General features: G+C 68.8%; 26 protein-coding genes. 5 read left to right on the forward strand and 21 right to left on the reverse strand.

What is annotated here, in order from left to right; translation table 11 throughout:
- Nucleotides 1-9: 9 nt before the first annotated feature.
- The 8 genes from EJI01_RS04505 to EJI01_RS04540 form a co-directional block, all read right to left on the reverse strand.
- A complete protein-coding gene (locus tag EJI01_RS04505) occupies nt 10-324 on the reverse strand; it encodes a cytochrome C oxidase subunit IV family protein (RefSeq protein ID WP_126835919.1) in 315 nt (104 codons plus the stop codon).
- A gap of 11 nt (nt 325-335) precedes the next feature.
- Nucleotides 336-1,043 carry a heme-copper oxidase subunit III family protein gene (locus tag EJI01_RS04510; protein WP_126835920.1) on the reverse strand — a complete coding sequence of 236 codons (708 nt, stop codon included), beginning with the start codon at nt 1,041-1,043 and terminating at the stop codon, nt 336-338.
- A 19-nt stretch (nt 1,044-1,062) separates the two neighbouring features.
- Entirely contained in the window at nt 1,063-1,677 is a 615-nt protein-coding gene (locus EJI01_RS04515; RefSeq protein WP_126835921.1) for a cytochrome c oxidase subunit 3, read from the reverse strand.
- The gene (ctaD, locus tag EJI01_RS04520; RefSeq protein ID WP_126835922.1) at nt 1,674-3,470 is read right to left on the reverse strand and encodes a cytochrome c oxidase subunit I; all 1,797 of its coding nucleotides are present in this window, start codon (nt 3,468-3,470) and stop codon (nt 1,674-1,676) included. Before ctaD ends, EJI01_RS04515 begins: the two co-directional genes overlap by 4 nt.
- Nucleotides 3,467-4,618 (reverse strand): cytochrome c oxidase subunit II, encoded by a 1,152-nt coding sequence (locus tag EJI01_RS04525; RefSeq protein ID WP_126835923.1) that lies wholly within the window; start codon nt 4,616-4,618, stop codon nt 3,467-3,469. The genes ctaD and EJI01_RS04525 overlap by 4 nt, the downstream gene beginning before the upstream one ends.
- A gap of 45 nt (nt 4,619-4,663) precedes the next feature.
- A complete protein-coding gene (locus tag EJI01_RS04530) occupies nt 4,664-5,179 on the reverse strand; it encodes a DUF1269 domain-containing protein (RefSeq protein ID WP_126835924.1) in 516 nt (171 codons plus the stop codon).
- 156 nt (nt 5,180-5,335) lie between these two features.
- The gene (locus EJI01_RS04535; protein ID WP_126835925.1) at nt 5,336-6,325 is read right to left on the reverse strand and encodes an AraC family transcriptional regulator; all 990 of its coding nucleotides are present in this window, start codon (nt 6,323-6,325) and stop codon (nt 5,336-5,338) included.
- Complete coding sequence (locus EJI01_RS04540; protein WP_126835926.1) at nt 6,325-6,858, reverse strand: OsmC family protein; 534 nt, start codon at nt 6,856-6,858, stop codon at nt 6,325-6,327. The genes EJI01_RS04535 and EJI01_RS04540 overlap by 1 nt, the downstream gene beginning before the upstream one ends.
- 253 nt (nt 6,859-7,111) lie before the next feature.
- On the opposite strand from EJI01_RS04540, the gene EJI01_RS04545 reads away from it, so the two are divergent.
- Both EJI01_RS04545 and EJI01_RS04550 read left to right on the forward strand, forming a co-directional pair.
- Complete coding sequence (locus tag EJI01_RS04545) at nt 7,112-7,924, forward strand: class I SAM-dependent methyltransferase (protein ID WP_126835927.1); 813 nt, start codon at nt 7,112-7,114, stop codon at nt 7,922-7,924.
- Between the two features lie 271 nt (nt 7,925-8,195).
- Nucleotides 8,196-9,026, forward strand: coding sequence for a class I SAM-dependent methyltransferase (locus EJI01_RS04550; protein WP_126835928.1), 831 nt, complete (start codon nt 8,196-8,198; stop codon nt 9,024-9,026).
- On the opposite strand, the gene EJI01_RS04555 is transcribed toward EJI01_RS04550, so the two are convergent.
- From EJI01_RS04555 to ltnD, 7 genes are all read right to left on the reverse strand, one after another.
- Nucleotides 8,966-9,256 carry a hypothetical protein gene (locus tag EJI01_RS04555; protein ID WP_126835929.1) on the reverse strand — a complete coding sequence of 97 codons (291 nt, stop codon included), beginning with the start codon at nt 9,254-9,256 and terminating at the stop codon, nt 8,966-8,968. The two genes, EJI01_RS04550 and EJI01_RS04555, sit on opposite strands and share 61 nt — an antisense overlap.
- Entirely contained in the window at nt 9,249-10,493 is a 1,245-nt protein-coding gene (locus EJI01_RS04560) for a glycerophosphodiester phosphodiesterase (protein WP_221885633.1), read from the reverse strand. Before EJI01_RS04560 ends, EJI01_RS04555 begins: the two co-directional genes overlap by 8 nt.
- A gap of 134 nt (nt 10,494-10,627) precedes the next feature.
- Nucleotides 10,628-11,818, reverse strand: a complete 1,191-nt coding sequence (locus tag EJI01_RS04565) for an amidohydrolase family protein (protein ID WP_126835930.1) — start codon at nt 11,816-11,818, stop codon at nt 10,628-10,630.
- Nucleotides 11,815-12,639, reverse strand: a complete 825-nt coding sequence (gene otnI / locus EJI01_RS04570; protein WP_126835931.1) for a 2-oxo-tetronate isomerase — start codon at nt 12,637-12,639, stop codon at nt 11,815-11,817. The genes EJI01_RS04565 and otnI overlap by 4 nt, the downstream gene beginning before the upstream one ends.
- 97 nt (nt 12,640-12,736) lie before the next feature.
- Nucleotides 12,737-13,411 carry an aldolase gene (locus EJI01_RS04575; RefSeq protein WP_126835932.1) on the reverse strand — a complete coding sequence of 225 codons (675 nt, stop codon included), beginning with the start codon at nt 13,409-13,411 and terminating at the stop codon, nt 12,737-12,739.
- Between the two features lie 82 nt (nt 13,412-13,493).
- The gene (gene otnK, locus EJI01_RS04580) at nt 13,494-14,762 is read right to left on the reverse strand and encodes a 3-oxo-tetronate kinase (protein ID WP_126835933.1); all 1,269 of its coding nucleotides are present in this window, start codon (nt 14,760-14,762) and stop codon (nt 13,494-13,496) included.
- On the reverse strand, nt 14,759-15,757 hold the full coding sequence (ltnD, locus tag EJI01_RS04585) for an L-threonate dehydrogenase (protein WP_409513929.1): 999 nt from the start codon (nt 15,755-15,757) through the stop codon (nt 14,759-14,761). Before ltnD ends, otnK begins: the two co-directional genes overlap by 4 nt.
- Before the next feature lie 11 nt (nt 15,758-15,768).
- On the opposite strand from ltnD, the gene EJI01_RS04590 reads away from it, so the two are divergent.
- Nucleotides 15,769-16,071, forward strand: a complete 303-nt coding sequence (locus EJI01_RS04590) for a hypothetical protein (RefSeq protein WP_126835934.1) — start codon at nt 15,769-15,771, stop codon at nt 16,069-16,071.
- Nucleotides 16,072-16,117: 46 nt separating this feature from the next.
- Nucleotides 16,118-17,041, forward strand: a complete 924-nt coding sequence (locus EJI01_RS04595; protein ID WP_126835935.1) for a LysR family transcriptional regulator — start codon at nt 16,118-16,120, stop codon at nt 17,039-17,041.
- Here EJI01_RS04595 and EJI01_RS04600 read toward each other — a convergent pair.
- Nucleotides 17,038-17,274, reverse strand: a complete 237-nt coding sequence (locus tag EJI01_RS04600; protein ID WP_126835936.1) for a hypothetical protein — start codon at nt 17,272-17,274, stop codon at nt 17,038-17,040. The two genes, EJI01_RS04595 and EJI01_RS04600, sit on opposite strands and share 4 nt — an antisense overlap.
- A 111-nt stretch (nt 17,275-17,385) precedes the next feature.
- Here EJI01_RS04600 and EJI01_RS04605 point away from each other — a divergent pair, with 111 nt between their 5' ends.
- Nucleotides 17,386-18,252 (forward strand): LysR family transcriptional regulator, encoded by an 867-nt coding sequence (locus EJI01_RS04605; protein WP_126836137.1) that lies wholly within the window; start codon nt 17,386-17,388, stop codon nt 18,250-18,252.
- A gap of 254 nt (nt 18,253-18,506) precedes the next feature.
- Here EJI01_RS04605 and pyk read toward each other — a convergent pair whose 3' ends face one another.
- From pyk to sucC, 5 genes are all read right to left on the reverse strand, one after another.
- Nucleotides 18,507-19,925 (reverse strand): pyruvate kinase, encoded by a 1,419-nt coding sequence (pyk, locus tag EJI01_RS04610; RefSeq protein ID WP_126835937.1) that lies wholly within the window; start codon nt 19,923-19,925, stop codon nt 18,507-18,509.
- Nucleotides 19,922-20,938, reverse strand: coding sequence for a 2-dehydropantoate 2-reductase (locus EJI01_RS04615; RefSeq protein WP_126835938.1), 1,017 nt, complete (start codon nt 20,936-20,938; stop codon nt 19,922-19,924). Before EJI01_RS04615 ends, pyk begins: the two co-directional genes overlap by 4 nt.
- Before the next feature lie 29 nt (nt 20,939-20,967).
- Nucleotides 20,968-21,741 (reverse strand): fumarylacetoacetate hydrolase family protein, encoded by a 774-nt coding sequence (locus EJI01_RS04620; RefSeq protein ID WP_126835939.1) that lies wholly within the window; start codon nt 21,739-21,741, stop codon nt 20,968-20,970.
- 170 nt (nt 21,742-21,911) lie between these two features.
- A complete protein-coding gene (gene sucD / locus EJI01_RS04625; protein ID WP_126835940.1) occupies nt 21,912-22,811 on the reverse strand; it encodes a succinate--CoA ligase subunit alpha in 900 nt (299 codons plus the stop codon).
- Between the two features lies 1 nt (nt 22,812).
- Entirely contained in the window at nt 22,813-23,904 is a 1,092-nt protein-coding gene (sucC, locus tag EJI01_RS04630; RefSeq protein WP_126835941.1) for an ADP-forming succinate--CoA ligase subunit beta, read from the reverse strand.
- Between the last annotated feature and the right edge of the window lie 3 nt (nt 23,905-23,907).

Here is a 23,907-nt window from a genome sequence, read left to right on the forward strand (position 1 = left end):
CGCGCGCCCTCAATTGAAGAACAGCAGCCGCGTGAGGAGGGTGTGGCCGGCCTCCGCCGCCATCAGCCAGACCAGCACCAGCAGCGCCAGCGGCGGCAGCAAGATGGCATAGACCAGCGACAGCCGCTCCCAGGCCATGTGCATGAAGACCGCGACGATGAGCCCGGCCTTCAGCAGCATGAAGGTGAGGATCAGGCCCCAGCGCAGATAGCCCTGCAGTTGCAGGTAGTCCACCAGGTAGGACATCGCGCTGAGCACGAACAGGAGCCCCCAGATCTTGAAATAGAGGCTGATCGGATGTTGCTGGCCGGTGCCGGGGTTCATGGTCGAAGTCCTCACCAGAGATAGAAGAGCGCAAAGATGAACACCCACACCAGATCGACGAAGTGCCAGTACAGGCCGACGATCTCGACGATCTGGTAGTTGCCTCCGCCGCGGTCGTAGTCGCCGCGCAGCAGCTTGAAGGCGACGATGAACAGGAAGATCACGCCGCCCGACACGTGCAGTCCGTGGAAGCCGGTGATCATGAAGAAGGCCGAGCCGAACTGCGCCGCGCCCATCGGGTTGCCCCAGGGCCGCACGCCCTCCATGATCAGCTTCGACCATTCGAAGGCCTGCATGCCGACGAAGATTTCGCCGCAGGTGGCGGTCACCAGCATGAGCGTGACGGCGTTCACCTTGTCGCCGCGGTAGGCGCAGTTGACGGCCATCGCCATCGTGCCGCTGCTGCTGATGAGCACGAAGGTCATGATCGCGATCAGCAGCAGCGGCACGTCGGCACCGGCGACGTGGAGCGCGAACACCTCGCTCGGATTCGGCCAGGGCACGGTGGTCGAGACGCGCACCGTCATGTAGCCGACGAGGAAGCAGCTGAAGACGAAGGTGTCGCTCAGCAAGAAGATCCACATCATCGCCTTGCCCCACGAGACGTGGAAGGCTTCGCGGTCGGAGGACCAGTCGGCGATCAGGCCGCGCAGGCCGTCGACTGTGGCGGCGGCAGCCGGAGCCACGGACACGGGGGCGATCGATGCGGCGGTGTTCATGGCGGAGCTCCTCGATCGATCAGGCGGTGCCGCAGATGACGCGCGCCACCTCCGGCGTCAGCCATCCCAGCATGGCGAACAGCAGCAGCCACACCACGAGCATGAAGTGCCAGTAGCGAGCGATGAGCCCGATGCGCCACGCGAGGTCGGCCAGGCGCGCGCCCGGCCGCCAGGCGGCGCGCGCCATCCATGCCCAGCCGGCGAGGCCACCCGCCACGTGCAGTCCGTGCATGGCGGTCAGCAGGTAGAAGAAGCTGCCGCCAGGATTGCCGGCCGGCATCACTTGCGCGGCCAGCAGCGACTGCCAGGCCCACAGCTGCACCGCCAGGAAGGCCAGCGCGCAGAGCCCGCCGGCCAGCAGCAGCCGGCGCGCCGGCGCCAGGCCGCGACTGCCGCGCGCCGCCGCGCCGGCCTTCGAAAGCGCCGCGCCGCCAGCCAGCAACAGCGCGGTGCTGAGCCACAGCTGCCAGGGCAGCGCGAGCGCGACGGCATCGTCGCCGCTCATGCGCATCACGTAGGCCGTGGCGAAGAGCGAGAACAACGCCGTGGCCACGCCCATGAACACCCACAGGCCGATGCTGGCGGAGGTCGCGCGGGCGCGGACGTCGAAGGGCAGCGTGGCGGCGGTGTTCATGTCGGCGTCCCCCGAACCTTGTCGTCCTTTTCGCCGTAAGCCTCCGGTTCCATGCCGCCCGCCTCGGGCGGCTCGTTCTGCGCCACGTAGTCCTTCGGCCCGTCCGGCACGCCGTAGCCGTAGGCCCAGCGGTACACCACCGGCAGATCCGGCCCCCAGTTGCCGTGCACCGGCGGCGTCTGCGGCGTCTGCCATTCCAGCGAGGCGGCGCGCCACGGGTTGGCATCGGCGCGCCGGCCGTAGCGCAGGCTCCAGGCGAGATTGAAGATGAACAGCACCTGCGCCACGCCGACGACGAGCGCCACCACCGTGATGAAAGTGTTCAGGCTGTAAGCCGACGGCGGAATGAACTGGTAGTTGTCGAAGTTGTAGTAGCGCCTCGGCATGCCCTGCACGCCGAGGTAGTGCATCGGGAAATAGATCAGGTAGGTGCCGATGAAGGTGATCCAGAAATGCAGCTGGCCGAGCCGGTCGTCGAGCATGCGGCCGGTGACCTTGGGGTACCAGTGGTAGATACCGCCGAAGACCACCAAGAGCGGCGCCACGCCCATCACCATGTGGAAGTGCGCCACCACGAAGTAGGTGCCCGAGAGCGGGATGTCGACGCTCACGTTGCCGAGGAAGAGGCCGGTCAGCCCGCCGATCACGAAGGTGCAGATGAAGGCCAGCGAGAACAGCATCGGCACCGACAGGTGTATGTCGGCGCGCCACAGCGTGAGCAGCCAGTTGTAGACCTTGATGGCCGTCGGCACCGCGATGATCAGCGTGGTAGTGGCGAAGAAGAAGCCGAAGTACGGGTTCATGCCGGCGACGAACATGTGATGCGCCCACACCACCAGGCTCAGGCCGCCGATGGCGACGATGGCCCAGACCATCATGCGGTAGCCGAAGATGCTCTTGCGCGCATGCACGCTGATCAGGTCGGAGACGATGCCGAAGGCCGGCAGCGCCACGATGTAGACCTCGGGATGGCCGAAGAACCAGAACAGGTGCTGGAACAGGAGCGGACTGCCGCCCTTGTACTGCGTCGCCTGCCCCATCGAGAGCAGCGCCGGCATGAAGAAGCTGGTGCCCGCCACGCGGTCGAGCAGCAGCATCACGCCGCTGACGAACAGCGCCGGGAAGCCGAGCAGCGCGAGGATGGTGGCGACGAAGATGCCCCACACCGTCAGCGGCATGCGCAGCAGCGTCATGCCCCTGCAGCGCGCCTGCAGCACGGTGGTCACGTAGTTGAGGCCGCCCATCGTCGTGGCGACGATGAAGATCAGCAGCGACACCAGCATCAGGATGATGCCGGCGTCGTGGCCCGGCGTGCCGGGCAGGATCGACTGCGGCGGGTACAGCGTCCAGCCCGCGCCGGTGGGTCCGCCCGCCACGAAGAAGCTCGCCATCAACACGATCACCGACAGCAGGTAGACCCAGAAGCTCAGCATGTTGAGGTAGGGGAACACCATGTCGCGCGCGCCGACCATGAGCGGAATCATGTAGTTGCCGAAGCCGCCGAGAAACAGCGCGGTGAGCAGGTAGATCACCATGATCATCCCGTGCATGGTGACGAACTGGTAGTAGCGCTCGGGCGTGATGAACTCGAACACGCCCGGATAGCCAAGCTGCAGCCGCATGAGGTTGGACAGCACCACACCGATCACGCCGACGGCAATGGCCGTGCAGGCGTACTGGATCGCGATCACCTTGTGGTCCTGGCTCCAGACGTAGCGCGTCAGGAAGGTCTGCGGCGCGTGGTGCCCGGCAACGTCGGCGATCTCGCCGGGCGGGGGGGTTATGGCACTCATTTCTGCGCCTTCTGTTCACCGGAAGCCTGCGCCGGCGGGCTGCCGAGGGTCTGGATGTAGGCCACCAGCGCGGCCAGTTCTTCGTCGCTCAGCTCGATCTTCGGCATCACCGGCGCGAAGCCCTTGATGCCGCGCGCCTGCGGATCGCGGATGAAGTCGCGCAGGAATTTTTCGTCGACCTTCGCGGTGGAGCCGTCGCGCATGTTTTCGGTCTTGCCGTACAAGCCTTTCCATGTCGGCCCCACGCGCTGGCTGCCGTCGATCGAGTGGCAAGCCACGCAGCCCTTGGCATCCGCCAGCGCCCGGCCGCGCTCGGGCAGCGGACCAGCGGCGCCCGCCGCGGCAGCGGCCCGCACGTTTTCCTGCATGGCGGCGAATGTCGGCAGCGCGTTGTGCCAGGCCTGGAAGCTCGCGGCGTCTTCCACCACCACGTGGGCACGCATGTTGGGATGGCCGACGCCGCACAGCTGCGAGCACAGGGCCTCGTAGCGGCCGGCCACGGTGGGCGTGAACCAGAAGGTGCTGATCTGGCCCGGCACCATGTTCATGCGGGCACGGAAGGGCGGCACGTAGAAGTCGTGCAGCACGTCGTGCGAACGCAGCAGCACGTTCACCGGCTTGCCCAGCGGCAGGTGCACCTCGTCGGCCGCGATCAGGATGTCGTCCTGCCCGGCCGCGTCGGCGGGATCGAGGCCGAAGGGGTTGGTCGCGCTGACGAAGCGCGTCTCGGTCAGCCCGAGCTTGCCGTCCGCGCCGGCGAAGCGGAAGCGCCACTGCCACTGCTGGCCCAGCACTTCCAGCGTGATGGCGTCAGGCGGTGTCTTGACATAGTTCGCATACACCACGAGGCCGGGCGCCAGGAGCGCGATGATGCCCACGGTGGTGATGCCGATCAGCCAGCGCTCCAGCGACTTGCTCTCGGGCTGCCGAACCGCGCGCACGCCATCGCGGTGCCGGAAGCGCACCAGCATGTAGACGAGGAAGAGGTTGATGACGACGAAGAACAGGCCTGTGATCACCAGCGTGATGGTCAGGGTGTCGTCCATCGGCTTCCAGTTGGATGCCAGGGGAGTGAGCCACCACGGATTGACAATGTGAAACAGCACCGATGCGACGACGATGATTGCGAGCGCGATGGCCATGATCATGTGTGGCACCTCGACTCGTCATCGGCGATTCGCAGTCCACGCGCCTCAGGGCAGCGCGGGGACCAGCCGCTCCTCGCCCTCGAAGCGGGCCTCCGGATGGGCGGTTCGCAACAGCGCCTCGATGGCCTGCACGCGCGCCGGCGGCAGGTCCACCATCAGGAGAATCTGCCCGCGCCCGATTGCGCCTTCGAAGCGCGCAAGCCGCGGGCTGGGAATGGAGATGCCGATCATGCTGGCCGACCAGGCGCCGATCAGGCCGCCGAGCACGGCCAGGAGCGCAGCCGTTCCCCATTCGGGCGCTTCCCCGGCGAGCGGGAACAGCAGCGCGGTCACCAGTCCGACCGCGGTGCCGACGCCGCCGCCGATCACCAGGCCGCTGCCGGCGGCATGGACGACATCCGAGGTTTGCCACGCGTTCGCCGCATGCAGCCCGGTCATGTCCATGCCTTCGGCCGCGGCGAAATGAATGTGCGCAGTGTCGACGCGCGCCTGCACGAGATCGTGCATCGCTCGCCTGGCACTCGCCGGATCCGGCAGCAGCCAGTAAATGCGTCTCTTCATGGTGCTCTCCTTCCTCGTCATACGACGAGACAAAGAAACCATGGGTGACTTATAGGCCAGGGGGAGGCGGTTAGCAAGCCCACGCCGCCTCTAAAGGCGCTGCCCGCGCGACGCCCACCACCAGCGTCGCGCACGAGGCAGGCACCGAGCGCGCGGTCATCGCAGGCTCCGCGCTCCTTCGACCTGCTCGCGCATCGACCGGCTCCGGCGCCAGGCCGCCGGCGGCGCGCCGTACTCGCGCCGGAAGGCGCGGCTGAAGGCGGTGTCGGTCTGGTAGCCCACGTCCTCCGCGATGCTCGCCAGCGGGGCATTGCTGCGGCACAGCAGATTGGCGGCCAGGAGCATGCGCCACTGCGTCAGGTACTGCATCGGCGAGCTCCCCACCAGCTGCTGGAAGCGCTCGGCCAGCACCGACCTCGAACTGCCGGCCGTGCGGGCCAGTTCGTCCAGCGTCCAGGCATGGGCCGGGCTCTTGTGCAGCGCATTCAGCGCGGCGCCGACGATCCGGTCGCCCACCCCCGCCAGCCAGCCGGTGCGCCCCTCGCCCTGCTCGTTCATGTACAGGCGCAGGACTTCGATGAACAGCACCTCGGACAGCTTGGCCAGCACGCCGGCGCCGCCCGGCCGCGGCGAGCGCGCTTCGGCCAGCGCGTAGCGAACGGAGGCTTCCAGCCAGGTGCCGGCGTTCGATCCGCGCACATTGACGCGCACCAGCGCCGGCAGCCCGGCCAGCAGCATCCCCGCGAGGCGGGCATCGCAGGCGAGATAGCCGCACACCAGGCGCGTCGTCGCACCGCCGCCGCCATAGGCCAGCTGGCGCGGCCGGCGCGACAGCACCTCGTCGAGCCGTCCGCCGGTGGCCGGCGGCAGCCCCGGCTGCGAAGTCATGCGATGGGCATCGCCCTGCGGAAAGATGATGGCGTCGCCCGCGATGAGATGCACCGGCGGCTCGCCCGCGAGCTCGACATAGCACTCGCCCTCGGTGATCAGGTGGAAGATCACCACGCGCTCGGCGCCGGGCTCCAGGATCGGCGCCACCGTATCGGCGCGCGGCGACTGGTAGCACCAGGGCGCGGTGAACCTGCCGTTGATGAAGATGGCACCGACCAGCCGCACGACGCGAAGGGTCTCGGACAGCGCGTCCATCAGCTGTCACCCACCTCGATGCGCAGTGTCACCGGCACCGCGAGCTGGATCGCCGAGGACATCGGTGAACAGCGATGACTCTCCTCGACCAGCGTTCGCAAGCGCTCCGGCGCCACGCCGGGCGCGGAGATCCGCACCCACAGCTGCATGTCCAGCGGCCCGGCGATCACCGGCGTGCCGTCGGCCTGCGCCACGTCCAGCATGCCGCGCGCATCCGAGTGGCTGTCGACCCGCACCTCGAGTTGCTCCAGTTCGATTCGCTCGGCGGCAGCGCCCATCGCGATGCGGGTAGCGACGCAGGATGCGAATCCGGCCCGCAGCAGCCAGCCCGGCGTGACCCGATCGCCGCCGCCGCCGAACTCGCCCGGCATGTCGGTCGCTACCTGGGTGCCGTTCGCGTGGCTTGCGACGACCGTCAAGCCGCCGGTCCAGCGCGCAACGGCCTGCGAGTCTTCGTGAAAGCCGGCCTCGGGCCGCCGTCGCAGCACCGCCTCCGCCCGCTGCAACGCCGCCGCAATGTGCTCTGCTGCCATGGCTGTCCTCCGCATCGACTTCGATGCAGGCCATTCTGGGCGCGTCGGCGCACGGCGCCAAGGGCCTAGGCCCTGGAGATACGGACTATGCCGCTCGGCCGGATGAATGGGCAACCGGCCCGGACGCTCGGCATGCCCCGCGGCCACATGCGGACGATCGGGCAGGCCGGGACGACGCGCAGGCAGGACGCCGCCGCGGCGCCGCGCGACAGTTCAGGCCTTCCCCCACATCAACCACAAGGAGACCAGCGCCATGAATGCACCCGTCGATTTCAACGCCATCAAGAGCCGCCAGATGACCGCTTGGGCCAGCGGCGACTACGCCGTGATCGGCACCACGCTGCAGCTCGTCGGCGAGCAGTTGGCCGAGGCCTGCGACCTGCGCTGCGACGAGCGCGTGCTCGACGTCGCGGCCGGCAACGGCAATGCCACGCTGGCCGCAGCGCGCCGCGGCTGCCAGGTGACTTCGACCGACTACGTGGCCGCGCTGCTCGACCGCGGCGCCGAGCGCGCGCGCGCGGAACGCCTGAATGTGGAGTTCCAGACCGCCGACGCCGAGGCGCTGCCCTTCAAGGACGCCAGCTTCGACGCCGTGCTGTCGACCTTCGGCGTCATGTTCACGCCCGACCATGCGAAGGCGGCCTCCGAACTGGCGCGCGTGTGCCGCCCCGGCGGCCGAATCGGCCTCGCCAACTGGACGCCCGAGGGCTTCATCGGCCAGCTGTTCAAGGTGCTGGGGCGCCATCTGCCGCCGCCGGCGGGCGTGCAGCCGCCCTCGCTGTGGGGCACCGAGGCGCACCTGAAGGAACTCTTCGGCGAGCGCGCGGCATCGATCGCGACCACGCAGCGGCAATTCAACTTCCGCTACCGCTCGGCCGCGCATTTCATCGAGGTGTTCCGCACCTGGTACGGGCCGGTGCACAAGGCCTTCGCGGCCCTGCCGGCCGAGGGTTCCGCCGCGCTGGAACGCGATCTGACGGAGCTGCTGGACCGCAGCAACCGCGCCGGCCCGGCATCGCTGGTCGTGCCCAGCGACTACCTCGAAATCGTGGTCACGCGGCGTTGAGGGCCTGTCGTTCAATGAATCACCCCCGCGTGAGGCCCCACAGAGGGCCCAATCTAGGCGCCAAGCGGAACTGGGTTGCACACCCAGTGAGCATTGGCAACGACGAGTGGGCCCTCAGTGGGGCCTCACCCGAAGGGCCGGGGCGGCAAGCGGCGCATGGCGTCGTTGCGGTCCTTGCCCGGGGGATTACCCCGGGCTGCGGCCCGCGCCTAGCCCTGCACCCCTTGCCACCCCGGCGCGGGGGTGTTTCATTGGATGACAGGCCCTAACCATGGACGCCAGGCTGCAGCGGCGTGTCCAGCGCTACGGCTGGGACCTGGCGGCCGAGGGCTACGAAGCGCTGTGGCAGGCGCAGCTCGCCGATGCGCGCGCCGGGCTGTTGGCGGTGGCGGTGCCGGCATCGGGCGAGCGCGTGCTCGACGTCGCATGCGGCACCGGGCTGGTCGCCTTCGAGGCGGCATACGCGGTCGGTCCGGCCGGCACCGTGCTCGGCGTCGACCTGTCCGGGCAGATGGTGGAGGCCGCCCGGCTCCGGGCCTCGAAGAAGGCGCTGGCCAGCGTGCGCTTCGCGCGCATGGATGCCGAAAACCTGGCGCTGCCGGACGCGAGCTTCGACCTTGCGCTGTGCGCGCTCGGCCTGATGTACGTGCCCGATCCCGAACGGGCCGTACGCGAGATGCGGCGCGTTCTGCGGCCGGGCGGGCGCATGGTTCTCGCCGTGTGGGGCGAGCGATCGCGCTGCGGCTGGGCGGACGTCTTCCCGATCGTCGACGCCGAGGTCGCCAGCGAGGTCTGCCCGCTGTTCTTCCGGCTCGGGCAGCGCGACACGCTGGCACGCCTGTGCGCCGGCGCCGGCTTCGAGGCCGTCGAAGAACGCCGCATCGCGACGACGCTGCGCTATGCCGACGGCAACGAAGCCTGCAACGCGGCCTTCGTCGGCGGACCCGTGGCGCTGGCCTGGTCGCGCTTCGGCGCCGAGGTTCGCACGCGGGTCCGCGCGCGCTATCTCGAGGCCATCGATGCGTGGCGGCAGGGCCCGGGCTACCGGGTGCCGGGGGAGTTCGTGGTGGTCGGCGCCGTCGCGCCGGAGCGAGGGCTGTAGCCGGGCGCCGTGCGCCGTGCATTCGCCGCCGATGCCGGCGCGGCAAACGGGTTGAAGATGGCGCCGCCGAGGCTCTCCGGCGGGGCTGGCGCTGCCGCCGGCGCGACGGCCGCGCCTGGCCTGACGGCCGCCGGCGAGCCCGGCAGGCCGCCTTCGGCATGCGCCGGCTGCGCGAGCGCCGCGGCCGCGGCAAGCGCACCCAGCCTCCGCGCGAGGCGCCGCTTAGTCATTGTTTCTTTCGCACCGGCGTGCGTTGACCAGGCATGCGGCGTAGTCCGGATCGTGCTTGAGCAGGAACATCGCGCGCGCAGCGACGGCGGTGTCGGCGAAGTCGCTGAACAAGCCGTCGACGCCGGCCTCGTAAAACGCGAGGTACTCGTTGACCGGGTTGCCGCCGAAGCTGCCGGTCAGCCGCTTCTGCTCGTTGCGGAAGGTGTACGGATGGACCAGCAGGCCCAGCCGGTGCGCATTGGCGATCACGTCGGTGGGCGGCAGCAGCACGCGGTCGCGGTCGTCGACCGCGCCGTCGCCAGTCACGTCGGCGCAGGCGCCGTTCTGCACCGACTTGCAGGCGCTCGAGATCAGGTAGGGCTTCCAGGGGCCGATGCCGTCGGCGTAACCCTTCACCTCCTGCAGGCCGCGCGGCGTCACCAGGTCGCTGAACAGGCCGTCGCGGTTCGACACCACCCAGTCGTAGGGCTTGTCGTAGGGCTTGCTGAAGTCGAGCGAGCCGTCGGGCTTGACGTCGTTGGCATCGACCAGCTGGATCAGCCGCACGCTGGTCTTGCTGCGCAGGTAGCGCAGGTTGGCGGTCTCGAAGGACTGGATGAAGACCGGGGCGTTGCGATGGTTCCAGCCGGCCGCGCTCAGCACGCCCAGCAGCCGGTCTTCCAGCGGCAGGCCGATGCCCTGGTGGTAGGTCGGGTGCTTGGTTTCCGGATAGATGCCGATGCGGCGGCCTTCCTCGCGCGACTTGCGCTTGGCCAGTTCGATCACCTCCATCAGCGTCGGGATCTGGAACTTGCCGTTGAAGCTCTGGTCGCGCTCGGGAAAGGACTGCACCGCGCGCAGCTGCTTGATCTCGGCCAGGGTGAAGTCGCTGGCGAAAAAGCCTTCGGTCGCGACGCCGTCGACCATGACGGTCTTGCGGCGGCTGGCGAACTGCGGCAGGTCCTTGACGTTGGTCGTGTCGATCAGGTTGGGCTCGTGGCGCGCGATCAGCTGGCCGTCCTTGGTGGCGACCAGGTCCGGTTCGATGTAGTCGGCGCCGAGTGCGATGCCGAGGGCATAGGCTTCCAGCGTGTGCTCGGGCAAATAGCCGTTGGCGCCGCCGCGGTGTCCGATCACCAGCGGCGCGTTATCGGCGCGCCGGCGTGCTTTTTCCTCGTGCGCGGCGGCCGGCGCGACGGCAGTGAACAGCATGCCCATGCCAAGCAGGGCGACGCAGACTCTCTTCAGACGGTTCATGGACTCTCCTCGTTGATGCGGCGTCGACACTATGCGCCCTCCGTGACAGCCGAGTGAACCAGATCAGCGCGAGATGGGCGTCGCGATACGGCAGAGGTCTTGCGATGCTGGCCGCGTCCGGCACGTCGCCGTGCTCATTCGGTGTTCTCCAGGATTCGGCCCGCGCGGATGACGGTGCGCCGCCGTCCGTGCGGGTCCAGCAGTTCGTATTCATCGGTCGCGGCCAGCAGCACCAGGTCCGCAGGGCAGCCCGAGGCGATGCGGCCGTCCCAGCCCAGGCCCAGCGCCGCTGCCGGGCTGACGGTGATCGCATCGAGCCAATCGGAAGCCGGCGCCAGGTGCGCCATCTGCACGCCGAGGCCGAAGGTTTCCAGCAGGTCGTAGCCGCCGTAGGGATAGAAGGCGTCCTGCACGTTGTCGGTGGCCAGGCTCGCGCGCAGGCCGAGCGCCGCCGCCTCGCGGATGCGCGTGATGCCGCGCGGCACCGGTGTGCGGTCCCAGCCGCCCTGCAGGTAGAGGTTGGTGGTGGGCAGCGCCACCAGATGCAGGCCGGCCTTCGCGCACAGGCCGAGCGTGTCCCTGGCGGCCGCGTCTTCCTGCACCGACAGCGAGCAGGCGTGGCCGCAAAGCACGCGGCCGTGCAGCCCGCGCGCGATTACGAGCTGGGCGATGGTGCGCAGGCCCGTCGCTTCCGGATCGAGCCCTTCGTCGACATGGAAATCGAGCGCGAGCTGGTGGTCCTGCGCGAGGTCGAGCACGCGCCCCAGCTTCGACACAATGCCCTCGTTGCGATAGACGAAAGCGCCGAGCACGCCGCCCGCGCGCTGCACGGCGCGGGCGATGCGCTCGCCGGCTTCGCGATCGGCGAACACATCGAGCGGCACCAGCGCGACGAACTGCAGCTCGACGCGGCCGTGCCACTGCGAGCGCAGCTCCTCGAAGACCGCGAGCGAGGCCGGCGCTTCGGCGCTGTTCCAGTCCAAGTGCGTGCGCAAGGCGCGCGTGCCGGCACGCCAGGCTTCCTGCAGTGCGCGTTCCATGCGGGCGCGCAGCGCGTCGGCAGTCCAGTGCGCGCGATGCGCGGCCATGCGCGCGATGGCCGCGAACAGGTTGCCCTCGGCGGCGCCCACTTCGCGCACGGTGTAGTTCTTGTCGATGTGCGCGTGCGCATCGACCATGGAGCTGAGCAGGGTGCCGCGCGCCGGCTGAGCGCTCGCTTCGATGGCCGCGACCTGCGCGCCGGCCAGCGTGACGTCGAAGACCTCCGTATCGCGCGCCGCGAAGCCCCGCAGGCGCGGCGGGATGCGTACGGCTTCGATCCTCATGCGGTCTGTGTGTGCGGCAGCGCCCGAAGCCAGCCGAAGCCGTCCGATGTGCCGCTCGCCACGGCACCGCGCCGCGGCCGGTATTCGCAGCCGACCCAGCCTTCCCAACCGCACTGGGCCGATACCTCGTCGATCACGTCGAAGAGATAGGGATGGTTGAGCTCGCCGATGTCGGGCTCGTGCCGCTCGGGGACGCCCGCGATCTGGAAATGACCGACGCGGCCGGAGGGCAGGTACTTGCGGATCTTCATCGCCACATCGCCCTCGACGATCTGGCAGTGGTAGAGGTCCATCTGCACCTTGAGGTTGGGCGCGGCAACCATCTCGACGATCTCGTGCGCGTGGTCCTGCCGGTTCAAAAAGAAGCGCGGGATGTCGCGCGTGTTGATCGGCTCGATCAGGAGATCGCGCCCGGCCTTGGCCGCCTCGGCCGCGGCCCAGCGCAGGTTCTCGGCATACACCGGCTGCACGGCCTCGCGCTCCGTGCCCTCGGGCACCAGGCCGGCCATCACGTGCACGCGCGGGCAAGCGAGCGCGTCGGCATAGTCCAGCGCCTTCAGGACGCCCTCGCGGAACTCGGCCTCGCGCCCCGGCAGGCAGGCCAGCCCGCGCTCGCCGCGATCCCAGTCGCCGGGCGGGCCGTTGAACAGCACCTGCTGCAAGCCGTTGGCCGACAAGCGCGCCGCCAGCTCGCGGCGTTCGTAGGGGTAGGGGAAGAGATATTCGACGGCACGAAAGCCATCCTTGGCGGCGGCTTCGAAGCGATCGAGGAAATCGAGCTCCGGATAGAGCATCGAGAGGTTGGCGGCGAATCGGGGCATGAGTCAGGCCTCCTGCAGGGCCGTCCCAAGGGAGGCCTCGGCCCCCTCGGGGGGCAGCGAATACACGTAGTGATGAGCGTGGGGGCGTTTCATTCTCTTACCAGCGGGCGCCGAAGCTCCGGCGCAGTTCATCGATCTGGGCCGCGCCCAGGGCCTGCGGTCGGCGCTCCGCCGTCGGGCCGCTCCATAACCAGAGTTTCGCGGTCTCCTCGAGTTCCTCGAGCACGGCCATGGCGGCGGCGGGCGTTTCGTGCCACACGTTCGGACCCAGGCGCTCGAGCATCGCGGCGCGGATCGGCGTGCCCTGCGCGCCGTAGCGCTCGATGGCCTGTGCCACCAGCTCGGCCGCTTCCGGCGCGCCCGGGCGCTGGTACGGAATCACCGGCACATGGCCGACCTTCATCACGAAATAGGGCGTGAGCGCCGGCAGCAGTTCCTCGCCCGGCTCGCGCAGCGAGAGCGCGACGCAATGCGTGGAATGGGTGTGGATCACGCAGCGCGTGCCGGCGTCGAAACGCGTCGCCGCGCCGTAGATGCGCGCATGCAGCGCGATAGTCTTGCTGGCGCGATCGCCGGCCGTCTGGTTCAGCTCGGCATCGAGCCGCGCGAGCTTCGCCGGATCGAGAAAGCCGAGGCAGGCGTCGGTCGGCGTGATCAGGAAGCCGTCGTCGAGCCGCACGCTGATGTTGCCGGCGGTGGCATGCACATAGCCGCGCTCGAACAGGCTGCGGCCGATGCGGCAGATCTCTTCACGCGATTGGCTTTCGGTCATCAGCGGCCGCCCGGCCGCCCGAAGGCCGCTGAGCGCCCCCTCGGGGGGCAGAGATTCACGAAGTGATGAGCGTGGCTAGTCATCATCGGGGGACTGTAAAGGCTTTGGTGAAGAAGTCGTCAGTGCCGAAGTTGCCCGACTTGAGCGCGATATGCAGGCCGACGCCCTCGGCCGCATCGGACATCGCATGGCACCACGGCACGCCGGGATCGATCTGCGGGCCGATCTGCATCTGCTCGATGCCCAGCGCCTGCACGCAGGCACCCGAGGTCTCGCCGCCGGCCACCACCAGTTGCCGCACGCCGAGGCCGACCAGCCCGCGCGCGATCGCGGCGATGGTGCGTTCCACCATCGCGCCGGCTTCCTCGATGCCGAGCCGGCCCTGCACCGATTTCACGGCGCCCGGCTCGGCCGTCGAATAGACCAGCACCGGGCCGGATTCGACGAGCGGCGCAGCCCAGTCCAGCGCCTCGCTCGCCACGTCGACGCCTGCCGCGATGCGCAAGGGATCGATCGCCAGCGCCGGCCGTCCCGATGCGACGAAGTGCTGAACCTGCCGGTTGGTGGCAAGCGAGCAGCTGCCCGACACCACGGCCCTGAGCCCCGAAGCCGCAGGCAGCGCGCTCGCTGCAAATGACGGCGCGATGCCGAAGTTGGCCGGAAGCCCGATCGCGACGCCCGAGCCGGCCGTGACCAGCGGCATCTGCGCCAGCGCCGGGCCGAGGCGCAGCAGGTCGTCGTTCGAGACCGCATCGACGATCGCGATGCCCACGCCCTCGGCGCGCAGTTGCGCGATGCGCTCGCCGATCGCGTCCGGTCCCTGCGCGACGGCCACATGATCGATCAGCCCCACCTTGCGCCGCGTCTGCGCCTGCAGCACGCGCACGAGGTTGGCATCGGTCATCGGCGTGAGCGGATGGTTCTGCATGCCGCTCTCGTTGAGCAGCACATCGCCGGCGAACAGGTAGCCCTTGAAGACGGTGCGCTTGTTGTCGGGGAAGGCCGGCGTGGCGATGGTGAAATCGGTGCCCAGCGCGTCCATCAGCGCCTCGGTCACCGGCCCGATGTTGCCCTCGGGCGTGCTGTCGAAGGTGGAGCAGTACTTGAAGTAGATCTGCCGCGCGCCCTGCGACTGCAGCCAGCGCAGCGCTGCCAGCGATTGCGCCACCGCATCGGCCGGCGCGATGGTGCGCGACTTGAGCGCCACCACCACCGCATCGACTTCGGCGGCCAGCGGCTCTGCCGGCACGCCGATGGTCTGCACCACGCGCATGCCGGCGCGCACCAGGTTGTTGGCGAGATCGGTCGCGCCGGTGAAATCGTCGGCGATGCAGCCGAGCAGGACGGTCATGGCTTGTCTTGGTGGGGAGTGGAAGGCAGTTCGATGCCCGGAAAGATCTTGATCACCGCGCTGTCGTCCTCCTTCGCGAAGCCCGCGGTGGAGGCCTGCATGAACATCTGGTGCGCAGTGGACGCGAGCGGCAGCGGAAACTTGCTCGCGCGCGCGGTGTCGAGCACCAGGCCCAGGTCCTTGACGAAGATGTCGACCGCCGACAGCGGCGTGTAGTCGCCGGCCAGCACATGGGCCATGCGGTTCTCGAACATCCAGCTGTTGCCGGCGCTGTGCGTGATCACCTCGTACAGCGCCTCGGGCGCCACGCCTTCGCGCAGGCCCAGCGCCATGGCCTCGGCGGCGGCCGCGATGTGCACGCCCGCCAGGAGTTGGTTGATGATCTTCACCTTGCTGCCCGCGCCGGCCCTGTCGCCCAGCCGGTAGACCTTGCCCGCCATGGCATCGAGCAGCGCATCGGCCCTGGCATAGGCCTCGGGCTTCGCCGAGCTCATCATCGTCATCTGCCCGCTCGCGGCCTTGGCCGCGCCGCCGGAGATCGGCGCATCGATGTAGTGGATGCCGGCGGCGCCGAGGCGTTCCTCGAGGGCGATCGACCAGTTGGGGTCCACCGTCGAGCACATCACGAACACGCTGCCGGGCTTCATCGCCGAGGCTGCGCCCGCTTCGCCGAACAGCACCGCCTCGGTCTGCTGGGCATTGACCACCACCGAGACGATGAGCTCGCATTCGGCCGCGATCTGCGCCGGCGTGGCCCAGGCGACGCCGCCCTGTTCGGCAAAGGCGAGCGCAGCGCCGGGACGCGCATCGCACACATGCATTTCGTAGCCCTTGCTGCGCAAGGTGGCCGCGATGCCGGCGCCCATGGCGCCCAGGCCGACGAGTCCTGCTTTTTTCATGGAGATTCCTGAGAGTGGGATGGTGCAGCGCTCGCACTGCGGGACTTCAGCATTGCCCCGGTCCGGGCCACATGATAAGAAGCGGCAGCGCCTCAACCAAGGAAAACATGGATCACGATGGAGACAAGGGCGACGACAGGAGCGAAGACTCCAGCCCGGAGCGCGAAGGCCACGACCGGCCCGGCTACCAGCGGGCTGCTTTCATGGGCCGTGCATTGAAGGCGGTGATCGCCATCATCGCCGTCGGCGCGGCCGCCGCATCGATTCCCTACTGGGGCAGCGCCGACTTTCCGGTGACGAGCCTGATCGTCTACGTCGCCGGCATGGTGTTCGTCGCCATGCCGCTGTGCATGTACTACGAGGTGTTGCTCAAGGTACACGAGGAGCGCGTGGCGAGCGCCATGTCCTAGCGTGCCGCCGGGCTCGCCGCGGAACTGCGCGGTACGATGCCCTTCGATGAAGAACGCGACCCTGCGCCAGTTGAAAGTCTTCGAGGCGGTCGCCCGCCTGTTGAGCTTTTCACGCGCAGCCGAAGAGCTTCACCTGACCCAGCCGGCCGTCTCGACGCAGATCCGAAAGCTCGAGGAGCATGCCGGCAACGTGCTGTTCGAGCAGTTCGGCAAGAAGATCTACCTGACGCCTGCCGGGTCGGAGCTGCTGCAGATCAGCCGCGCCATCATCCAGCAGTTCGAAGCGGCCGAGAACGCGATGACGCAGTTCAAGGGCGTCTCCGGCGGCAAGCTCAACGTGGGCGTGATCAGCGCCGGCGACTACTTCTTTCCGCGCCTGCTGGTGGAGTTCGCGAGCCGCCACCGCGGCGTGACGCTGAACTTCACGGTCCACAACCGCGAAGGGCTTCTGACCCACATCGCCGATAACCTCACCGACCTGGCGATCATGGTGCGGCCGCCGACCGACATGGACACGGTCAACCAGCCCTTCGCGCCGCATCCCTACGTGATCGTCGCAGCGCCGACCCATCCGCTGGTCGGCGAGAAGAGGATCTCGCGGGCCCGGCTGATGCGCGAGCCCTTCGTCGTGCGCGAGAAAGGCACCGACACCTGGAACTCCATGGAGGAAGGCTTCGGCGGCGACCTGCGCGACATCAACATCGCGATGGAGATCCCGAGCACCGAGACCATCAAGCAGGCGGTGATCGCGGGCATGGGGGTGAGCTTCGTGTCGGCACACACGATCAGCCAGGAGCTGAAAACCGGCAGCCTCTGCGTGCTCGACGTCGAGGCATTTCCGCTGATGCTGAATTGGTACGTCGTGCATCGGCGCACCAAGCGCCTGCCGCCGGTGGCGCAGGCCTTCAAGGACTTTCTGCTCAGCGACGGCGCGTCGCTGATTGCGCAGATCGTCCCCTTCGATTCTTAACGCACTCCGATATATGCCGCGCGGCGGCGCAGCACGGCGGCGCGCACCGGGTCGATGGCTTCAATGCGGTTCGCGTCGGCCTGCAAGGCACGCATCTGCTCGACTTCCCCGATGATCTTGTTCGGGTTCAGCAAGGCATGGACGAGCACGCCGGCTTCATCGGCCAAGGCCTTGAACGCGCCGGCCAGGCCGTCGAAGGCGTTCGCGCGGGATGATCGGGAAAGGGTGGACATATGCAGCTCCTGGATGTGATGGCTTCATCTTCGTGCTGCCTTCGCAATAAGTAAAACGAGATTTATTGCCAGTTGAATGCAAAAATCATGCATTCAAAAGAACAGGCAGCAATGGACATCACCCTGGCCCGCACCTTCCTCGAGATCGTCGAGACCCGCAGCTTCCAGCGCGCCGCCGAGCGGCTGCATGTGACGCAGACCTCGGTCAGCGCGCGCGTGCGAACGCTCGAGGAGCTGCTCGGCCGCCGGCTCTTCGTGCGCAACAAGGCCGGCGCCGCGCTCACCGCGGCCGGCGAGCGCTTCCTGCCGCATGCCACCACGCTGGTGCAGGTCTGGGCGCGTGCGCGTGATCAGGTGGCGGTGCCGACCGGCAGCCGCGCCGTGCTCGCGGCCGGCTGCGAGATCAGCCTGTGGGATCCGCTGCTGCTGCGCTGGCTGCTGTGGATGCGCGCCAGGCACCCGCACCTGGCGCTGCGCACGGAAGTCGGCTATCCGCATGACCTGCTCGACAAGGTGGCCGCGGGCGTGCTCGATGTCGCCATCGCCTACGCGCCGCAGCAGCGGCCCGGGCTGCGCGTGGAGCTCCTGATCGAGGAAAAGCTCGTCATGGTCACGACGGCTAAGCGTCCGCGCGTGCCGCGCCCGGCGGACTATGTGTATGTCGACTGGGGGCCCGAGTTCGCAGCGCAGCACGGCCTGGCCTTTCCCGAGCTTTCGAGTGCGGCGGTGATGGCCGGGCTCGGACCGCTCGGCCGCGAGTACCTGCTGGCCGCCGGCGGCACCGGCTATTTCCGGCTCGACGTGGTTCGCGGCCACCTGGAATCGGGGCACCTGCGCCGCGTGCCGCGCACGCCGGAGTTTCTCTACCCGGCCTACGCGGTCTACGCGGTGGGCGCCGATCCCGCCATCATCGATCCCGCGCTTGCCGGCCTGCGCCAGGCCGCGGGCACGGACGTGCGGAAAGCGGGGGCCTGTTGACGCTATTTGCGGGATCGCGTTGCCCAGCCAAGGGGCTGGATGCAAGGCGCCCGCGCGCAGCAAGGCTTGCGCCTTGCAAGCGCGGGCAACGCCGCAGACGGCCCCTTGGCTGGGCAACCCGGAGGGAAGGCCTGCCAGGGCGCGCCACTCGGCGTTGCGCTCCTTGTGCGTGCCGACGCACGCACGGCGTCGCGCGCCTTGATTGGCCCGCCCTGGCAGGCCTTCGCGACCCCGCAAATAGCGTTAACAGGCCCCTAGCGCGCGATGCGCGCGACGTGCAGCAGGTTCGTCGTTCCGGACTGTCCGAAAGGCAGGCCCGCGACGACGACCACGTCGTCGCCCGGCTTCGCGAATCCTTCGTCGCGCGCGCTGCGGCAGGCGCAGTCGATCATCTCGGCGACATCGTGAACGTCGTCGACGAGCACCGCGTGCACGCCCCAGACCATGGCCATGCGGCGCGCTGTGGCGATGGCGGGCGTCAGGCTCAGGACCGGCACCGCGGGCCGTTCGCGCGCGGCGCGCAGGCTGGTGAAGCCGGAGGAGGTGTAGGTCACGGTGGCGGCCGGAGAGAGCAGCCCGGCGACGTTGCGCAGCGACGCGCAGACCGCGTCGGCGGTGGTCGCCTCGGCCGCCGCGTGCGTGGCGTCGATGCCGCTGCGGTAGGAGGGGTCGGCTTCGACGCGGGCGACGATGCGGTCCATCATCGCGACCGCTTCCAGCGGGTATTTGCCCGAGGCGGATTCGGCGGACAGCATCACCGCATCCACGCCGTCGTAGATCGCGGTCGCGACGTCGGAGACTTCGGCGCGCGTGGGCACCGGCGACGCGATCATCGATTCGAGCATCTGCGTTGCCACCACCACCGGCTTGCCGCCCTTGCGGCAGGCGCGCACGATGAGGCGCTGCAGCTCCGGCACCTGCTCCGGCGGCAGCTCGACGCCGAGGTCGCCGCGCGCGACCATGATGCCGTCGGACAAGGCGACGATGCCGTCCAGGTGTTCGATCGCGGCCGGCTTCTCGAGCTTGGCCATGATCCAGGCGCGCGTGCCGATGAGGGCGCGCGCCTCCTCGATGTCCTCGGGACGCTGCACGAAGGAGAGCGCGACCCAGTCCACGCCCAGCCCGAGGCCGAAGGCCAGGTCGTCACGGTCCTTCGCAGTCAACGGCGAGATCGGCAGCAGCACGCTCGGCACGTTGACGCCCTTGCGGTCCGAGATCGGGCCGCCGACGAGCACCGTGGTTTCGGCGAAGTCGGGGCCGTGCTTCTCCACGCGCAGGCGCAGCTTGCCGTCGTCGAGCAGCAGCTCGGTGCCGATCTGCAGCGCGGCGAAGATCTCGGGGTGCAGCAGCGGCGCTCGGCGGCCATCGCCCGGGCGCTTGTCCATGTCGAGCCGCAATCGCGCGCCGGCATCGAGCTGCGTCCTGCCGCCTTCGAAAGTGCCGAGGCGCAGCTTCGGCCCTTGCAGATCGAGCAGCACCCCGATCGGCCGGCCGAATTCCTTCTCCAGTGCGCGGATCGTCGCGAGCCGCTGCGCATGGTCGGACTGCGTGCCGTGGCTGAAGTTGAGCCGGAACACGTCCACCCCGCGCTCGAACAGGGCGCGGATGGTCTGTTCGTCCGACGTGGACGGGCCGAGCGTGGCGACGATCTTGGCGCTGCGGGTGCGTCTCACGGAACTGCCATTTCATGAAGCCGGACCCGGCCTCTTTGGTCCTCCATCGTGCGGGCCAGCAGCTTGACCAGCGAGTAGACCGTGTCGATGTGCGGCGTCTGCGTGTCGGTGAGCCGTGCCAGCTCCACCACCGCACCCACCAGCGCATCGATCTCCGGCGCGCGCCCGGCTTCCACGTCCTGCAGCATCGAGGTCTTGTGCTTGCCCACTTTCTCGGCGCCGGCGATGCGCTTTTCCAGCGACACGCGGAACTCGATGCCCAGCTTGTGCGCGACGGCCTGGGCTTCGCGCATCATCGCGGCGGCGAGGTCGCGCGAGGGCGGGTACTGGCAGATGTCGACCAGCGTCGAGTGCGACAGGCTGCTGATCGGATTGAAGGTCAGGTTGCCCCACAGCTTGAGCCAGATCTCGGCGCGGATGTTGTCGAGCACCGGCGCCTTGAAGCCCGCCTCGGTGAAGCAGGCCGCGACGCGGTTCACGCGTTCGCTCGACGAGCCGTCCAGTTCGCCGACGGGAAAGCGGTCGCCCTCGATGTGCTTCACCACGCCCGGCGCCACCAGCTCGGACGCGGGGTAGACCACGCAGCCGATCACGCGGTCCGCCGGGATCCTGGCGCCAACCACGCCGTTCGGGTCGACGCTCCTCACCGTCGTGCCTTCGAGCGGTCCGCCGTGCTTGTGGAAGTACCAGTACGGGATGCCGTTCTGCATCGTCACCACCACGGTCTCGGGGCCGAAGAGCTTCGGCACCTCGTTCGCCACCGCTTCGACCTGGTGCGCCTTCATCGCGAGGATGACGATGTCCTGCACGCCGGCCTGGTCGTAGCGGTCGGTGGCCTTGACGTTGCGGGCGACCTGCTCCTCGCCGTCGGCCGCGAGGAGCTTGAAGCCGTTGGTGGCGATGGCGTCGAGGTTGGCGCCGCGCACGATGAACGTCACGTCCTCGCCGGCCAATGCGAGCTTCGCTCCGACCAGGCCGCCGATGGCGCCTGCGCCGATGACTGCAATCTTCATGTCGATCCTTGAAGTTTTGAAAACCTTTGCTAGCCGAAGCGGTTGCTCAGCTTGCCGATGCCGTTGATCTCGACCTCGACCAGGCTGCCGGGCTTCATCGAGCCGACGCCGACGGAGGTGCCGCAGAGGATGACGTCGCCCGGATGCAGCGTCATGTCCAGCGAGATCAGGCTCACCAGCTGCTGCACCGAGAAGCGCATGTCGCTGATCGGATAATTCTGGCGCGCCGCGCCGTCGAGCAGCGTGGTCACGGTGAGCGTCGCCGGGTCCAGGCCGGTGGCCACCACCGGGCCCATCGGGCAGAAGGTGTCGAAGCCCTTGGCGCGCGCCCATTGCGCGAAGGAGGCGTCGCGGTTGAGGATGTCGGCCACCGTCACGTCGTTGGCGCAGGTGTAGCCGAACACGTGATCGAGTGCCGCTTCCTCGGTCACCGCCGTGCAGGTCTTGCCGATGACGATGCCGAGCTCGCCCTCGAACACCACCTTGCCCTCGCACAAGGGCTTGCGGATCGGCTCGCCCGCCGCAAGAAAGGAATTGGGTGCCTTCAGCAGGTACAGCGGTTCGGCCGGCACCGGCAGCTTCAGCTTCTCGCCGAGCGCGTGGAAGTTGTTCCACAGGGCGATGACCTTGCTCGGCTGCGTCGGCGTGAGCAGCTTGAGCTCGTCCAGGTCGAACACATGGCCGGTCGCTTCCGGGTAGTCGAACATGTCGCCCCGGTGCTCACGCACCTTGTGGCCATCGAGTGTCCCGAAGCCCGTCTTGCCGGCGCGTTCGAAACGGATCCATCGTTGTGCTTGTTGCATGTGAAGTTCTCTGTCTCTCTTGATCTCAAAAGGGTGCGCAAACCTTGGCGCCGTCGGACTTCACGCGGGGAACACCGCGGAGCCGGCTTTGCCGGGCCGCAGGTGTTGCCCCCGGTGAGGGGGTTGGCGAAGCGACACGAAGTGCGCGCAGCCTGGGGGAGAGCGTCATGTCAGTCAAAAGGAAGGTAGTCGGGGGCGACCAGGGAAGCCAGCAGCCTTCCCATCTCGGCCGGGTTGCGCGTGACGTGAATGCCGCACGCTTCCATCACGGCCAGCTTTTCCTCCGCCGTGCCCTGGCCGTCGGAAACGATGGCGCCCGCGTGGCCCATGCGCCGGTCCGGCGGCGCGGTGGCGCCGGCGATGAAGCCGACCACGGGCTTGCGCATGTGCTCCTTGATCCAGCGCGCGCAGGTCTCTTCGGCGTCGCCGCCGATCTCGCCGACCATGATGACGGCGTCGGTGAGCGGGTCGTCGTTGAACATCCGAAGCACGTCGAGGTAGCGCAGCCCGCCGATCGGATCGCCGCCGATGCCGACCACCGTCGACTGGCCGATGCCGAATGGATGGAGCTGGTTCACGGCCTCGTAGCCCAGCGCGCCGGAGCGCGACACCACGCCGATGCGGCCGCGCTGGTGGATGTCGCCCGGCATGATGCCGATCTTGATCTCCTCGGGCGTGATGAGGCCGGGACAGTTGGGGCCGAGCAGCACCGTCCCGCTGCCCTCCATGCGGCGGCGGGTGCGGATCATGTCGCGCACCGGGATGCCTTCGGTGATGCAGACGACCAGCTCGAGCCCGGCATCGACCGCCTCGTCGATGGCGGCGGCCGCGGAGGCCGGCGGCACGTAGATCACGGAGACGGTCGCGCCGGTCTCGGCCCTGGCTTCCCTTACCGTGGCGAAGACCGGGATGCCGTCGACGGACGCGCCCGGCTTGTTCGGGTTCACGCCGGCGACGAAGCACTGGCGGCCGTTGCCGTAGGCGCGGCAGGCCGCGGTGTGGATGCGGCCGGCCCTGCCGGTGATGCCCTGCGTGATCACGCGCGTGTGCTTGTTGACGAGGATCGACATCTCAGTGGCCCCGTGCGGCGGCGACCGCCTTCGCGGCCGCGTCCGCCATGTCGTCCGCGCCGATGACGGCCAGGCCCGATGCGGCCAGGATGCTTCTGCCGAGCGCCTCGTTGAGACCCTTCATGCGCACCACCAGCGGCACGCGCAGGTCGAGCTCGCGCGCGGCATCGACCACGCTCTGCGCAACCAGGTCGCAGCGCATGATGCCGCCGAAGACGTTGACGAGGATGGCGCGCAGCTTCCGGTTGCGCAGCATCAGCTTGAAGGCCTCGGTCACCCGTTCGGCCGTCGCGCCGCCGCCCACGTCGAGGAAGTTGGCAGGCGATCCGCCGTAGAGCCGGATCGCGTCCATCGTCGCCATCGCGAGGCCGGCGCCGTTCACCAGGGTGCCGATGTCGCCGCCGAGCGTGACGTAGCAGAGGCCGAACTTCGCGGCCTCGATCTCGACCGCATCCTCCTCCTCGAGGTCGCGCAGCGCGGCGATCTCGGGCTGGCGGTAGAGCGCATTCGGATCGAAGCCGAACCTGGCGTCGAGCGCGATCACTCGGCCGTCGCCGGTCAGCACCAGCGGGTCGATCTCGGCGCGCGACGCGTCGCATTCGTCGAATGCGCGGTACAGGTTCTGCATCAGCGTGCGCGCCTGCGGGATCGACTTGCCGGGAATGCCGATGCGGCGTGCGATGCCATCCGCCTGGCCTGCCGTCAGGCCGGAGACCGGGTCGACGAACACCGTGTGGGCGCCGCCGCCTTCGTCCGAGGCCATCAGGACGACCCGCTGCGTGTCACGGTCTATCGCCATGTGGATGGAGAAGGCCTGCCGGATCTCGGTGCGCTCCTCGACCAGCAGCCGCCGCACGCCGAGGTCGGCCAGCAGCGCGCCGGCGTGCTTGCGGACCTCGGGAACGGTCCAGGCCTGCCGCACGCCGTCGCCGCGTCGCGCGGCGTGGACCTGCGCCTTGACCATCCATGTCCTGCCGCCCAGTCGCAGCGCGGCCTCCTCGGCCTCCTGCGGCGAATGGCAGAGAAATCCACGCGGCGACGCCACGCCATAGCGGCGCAATACGTCCTTGCCCTGGTATTCGTGGATGTTCATGGT

Origin of the sequence: Variovorax sp. MHTC-1 (genome assembly GCF_003984645.1) — a bacterium.
Lineage (GTDB): Bacteria > Pseudomonadota > Gammaproteobacteria > Burkholderiales > Burkholderiaceae_C > Variovorax.

What these genes read in the sequence shown, in the direction of transcription:
- EJI01_RS04505 (WP_126835919.1), bottom strand. Translation starts at nt 324, where the DNA reads ATGAACCCCGGCACCGGCCAGCAACATCCGATCAGCCTCTATTTCAAG.
- EJI01_RS04510 (WP_126835920.1), bottom strand. Translation starts at nt 1,043, where the DNA reads ATGAACACCGCCGCATCGATCGCCCCCGTGTCCGTGGCTCCGGCTGCC.
- EJI01_RS04515 (WP_126835921.1), bottom strand. Translation starts at nt 1,677, where the DNA reads ATGAACACCGCCGCCACGCTGCCCTTCGACGTCCGCGCCCGCGCGACC.
- ctaD (WP_126835922.1), bottom strand. Translation starts at nt 3,470, where the DNA reads ATGAGTGCCATAACCCCCCCGCCCGGCGAGATCGCCGACGTTGCCGGG.
- EJI01_RS04525 (WP_126835923.1), bottom strand. Translation starts at nt 4,618, where the DNA reads ATGATCATGGCCATCGCGCTCGCAATCATCGTCGTCGCATCGGTGCTG.
- EJI01_RS04530 (WP_126835924.1), bottom strand. Translation starts at nt 5,179, where the DNA reads ATGAAGAGACGCATTTACTGGCTGCTGCCGGATCCGGCGAGTGCCAGG.
- EJI01_RS04535 (WP_126835925.1), bottom strand. Translation starts at nt 6,325, where the DNA reads ATGGACGCGCTGTCCGAGACCCTTCGCGTCGTGCGGCTGGTCGGTGCC.
- EJI01_RS04540 (WP_126835926.1), bottom strand. Translation starts at nt 6,858, where the DNA reads ATGGCAGCAGAGCACATTGCGGCGGCGTTGCAGCGGGCGGAGGCGGTG.
- EJI01_RS04545 (WP_126835927.1), top strand. Translation starts at nt 7,112, where the DNA reads ATGAATGCACCCGTCGATTTCAACGCCATCAAGAGCCGCCAGATGACC.
- EJI01_RS04550 (WP_126835928.1), top strand. Translation starts at nt 8,196, where the DNA reads ATGGACGCCAGGCTGCAGCGGCGTGTCCAGCGCTACGGCTGGGACCTG.
- EJI01_RS04555 (WP_126835929.1), bottom strand. Translation starts at nt 9,256, where the DNA reads ATGACTAAGCGGCGCCTCGCGCGGAGGCTGGGTGCGCTTGCCGCGGCC.
- EJI01_RS04560 (WP_221885633.1), bottom strand. Translation starts at nt 10,493, where the DNA reads ATGAACCGTCTGAAGAGAGTCTGCGTCGCCCTGCTTGGCATGGGCATG.
- EJI01_RS04565 (WP_126835930.1), bottom strand. Translation starts at nt 11,818, where the DNA reads ATGAGGATCGAAGCCGTACGCATCCCGCCGCGCCTGCGGGGCTTCGCG.
- otnI (WP_126835931.1), bottom strand. Translation starts at nt 12,639, where the DNA reads ATGCCCCGATTCGCCGCCAACCTCTCGATGCTCTATCCGGAGCTCGAT.
- EJI01_RS04575 (WP_126835932.1), bottom strand. Translation starts at nt 13,411, where the DNA reads ATGACCGAAAGCCAATCGCGTGAAGAGATCTGCCGCATCGGCCGCAGC.
- otnK (WP_126835933.1), bottom strand. Translation starts at nt 14,762, where the DNA reads ATGACCGTCCTGCTCGGCTGCATCGCCGACGATTTCACCGGCGCGACC.
- EJI01_RS04590 (WP_126835934.1), top strand. Translation starts at nt 15,769, where the DNA reads ATGGATCACGATGGAGACAAGGGCGACGACAGGAGCGAAGACTCCAGC.
- EJI01_RS04595 (WP_126835935.1), top strand. Translation starts at nt 16,118, where the DNA reads ATGAAGAACGCGACCCTGCGCCAGTTGAAAGTCTTCGAGGCGGTCGCC.
- EJI01_RS04600 (WP_126835936.1), bottom strand. Translation starts at nt 17,274, where the DNA reads ATGTCCACCCTTTCCCGATCATCCCGCGCGAACGCCTTCGACGGCCTG.
- EJI01_RS04605 (WP_126836137.1), top strand. Translation starts at nt 17,386, where the DNA reads ATGGACATCACCCTGGCCCGCACCTTCCTCGAGATCGTCGAGACCCGC.
- EJI01_RS04615 (WP_126835938.1), bottom strand. Translation starts at nt 20,938, where the DNA reads ATGAAGATTGCAGTCATCGGCGCAGGCGCCATCGGCGGCCTGGTCGGA.
- EJI01_RS04620 (WP_126835939.1), bottom strand. Translation starts at nt 21,741, where the DNA reads ATGCAACAAGCACAACGATGGATCCGTTTCGAACGCGCCGGCAAGACG.
- sucD (WP_126835940.1), bottom strand. Translation starts at nt 22,811, where the DNA reads ATGTCGATCCTCGTCAACAAGCACACGCGCGTGATCACGCAGGGCATC.
- sucC (WP_126835941.1), bottom strand. Translation starts at nt 23,904, where the DNA reads ATGAACATCCACGAATACCAGGGCAAGGACGTATTGCGCCGCTATGGC.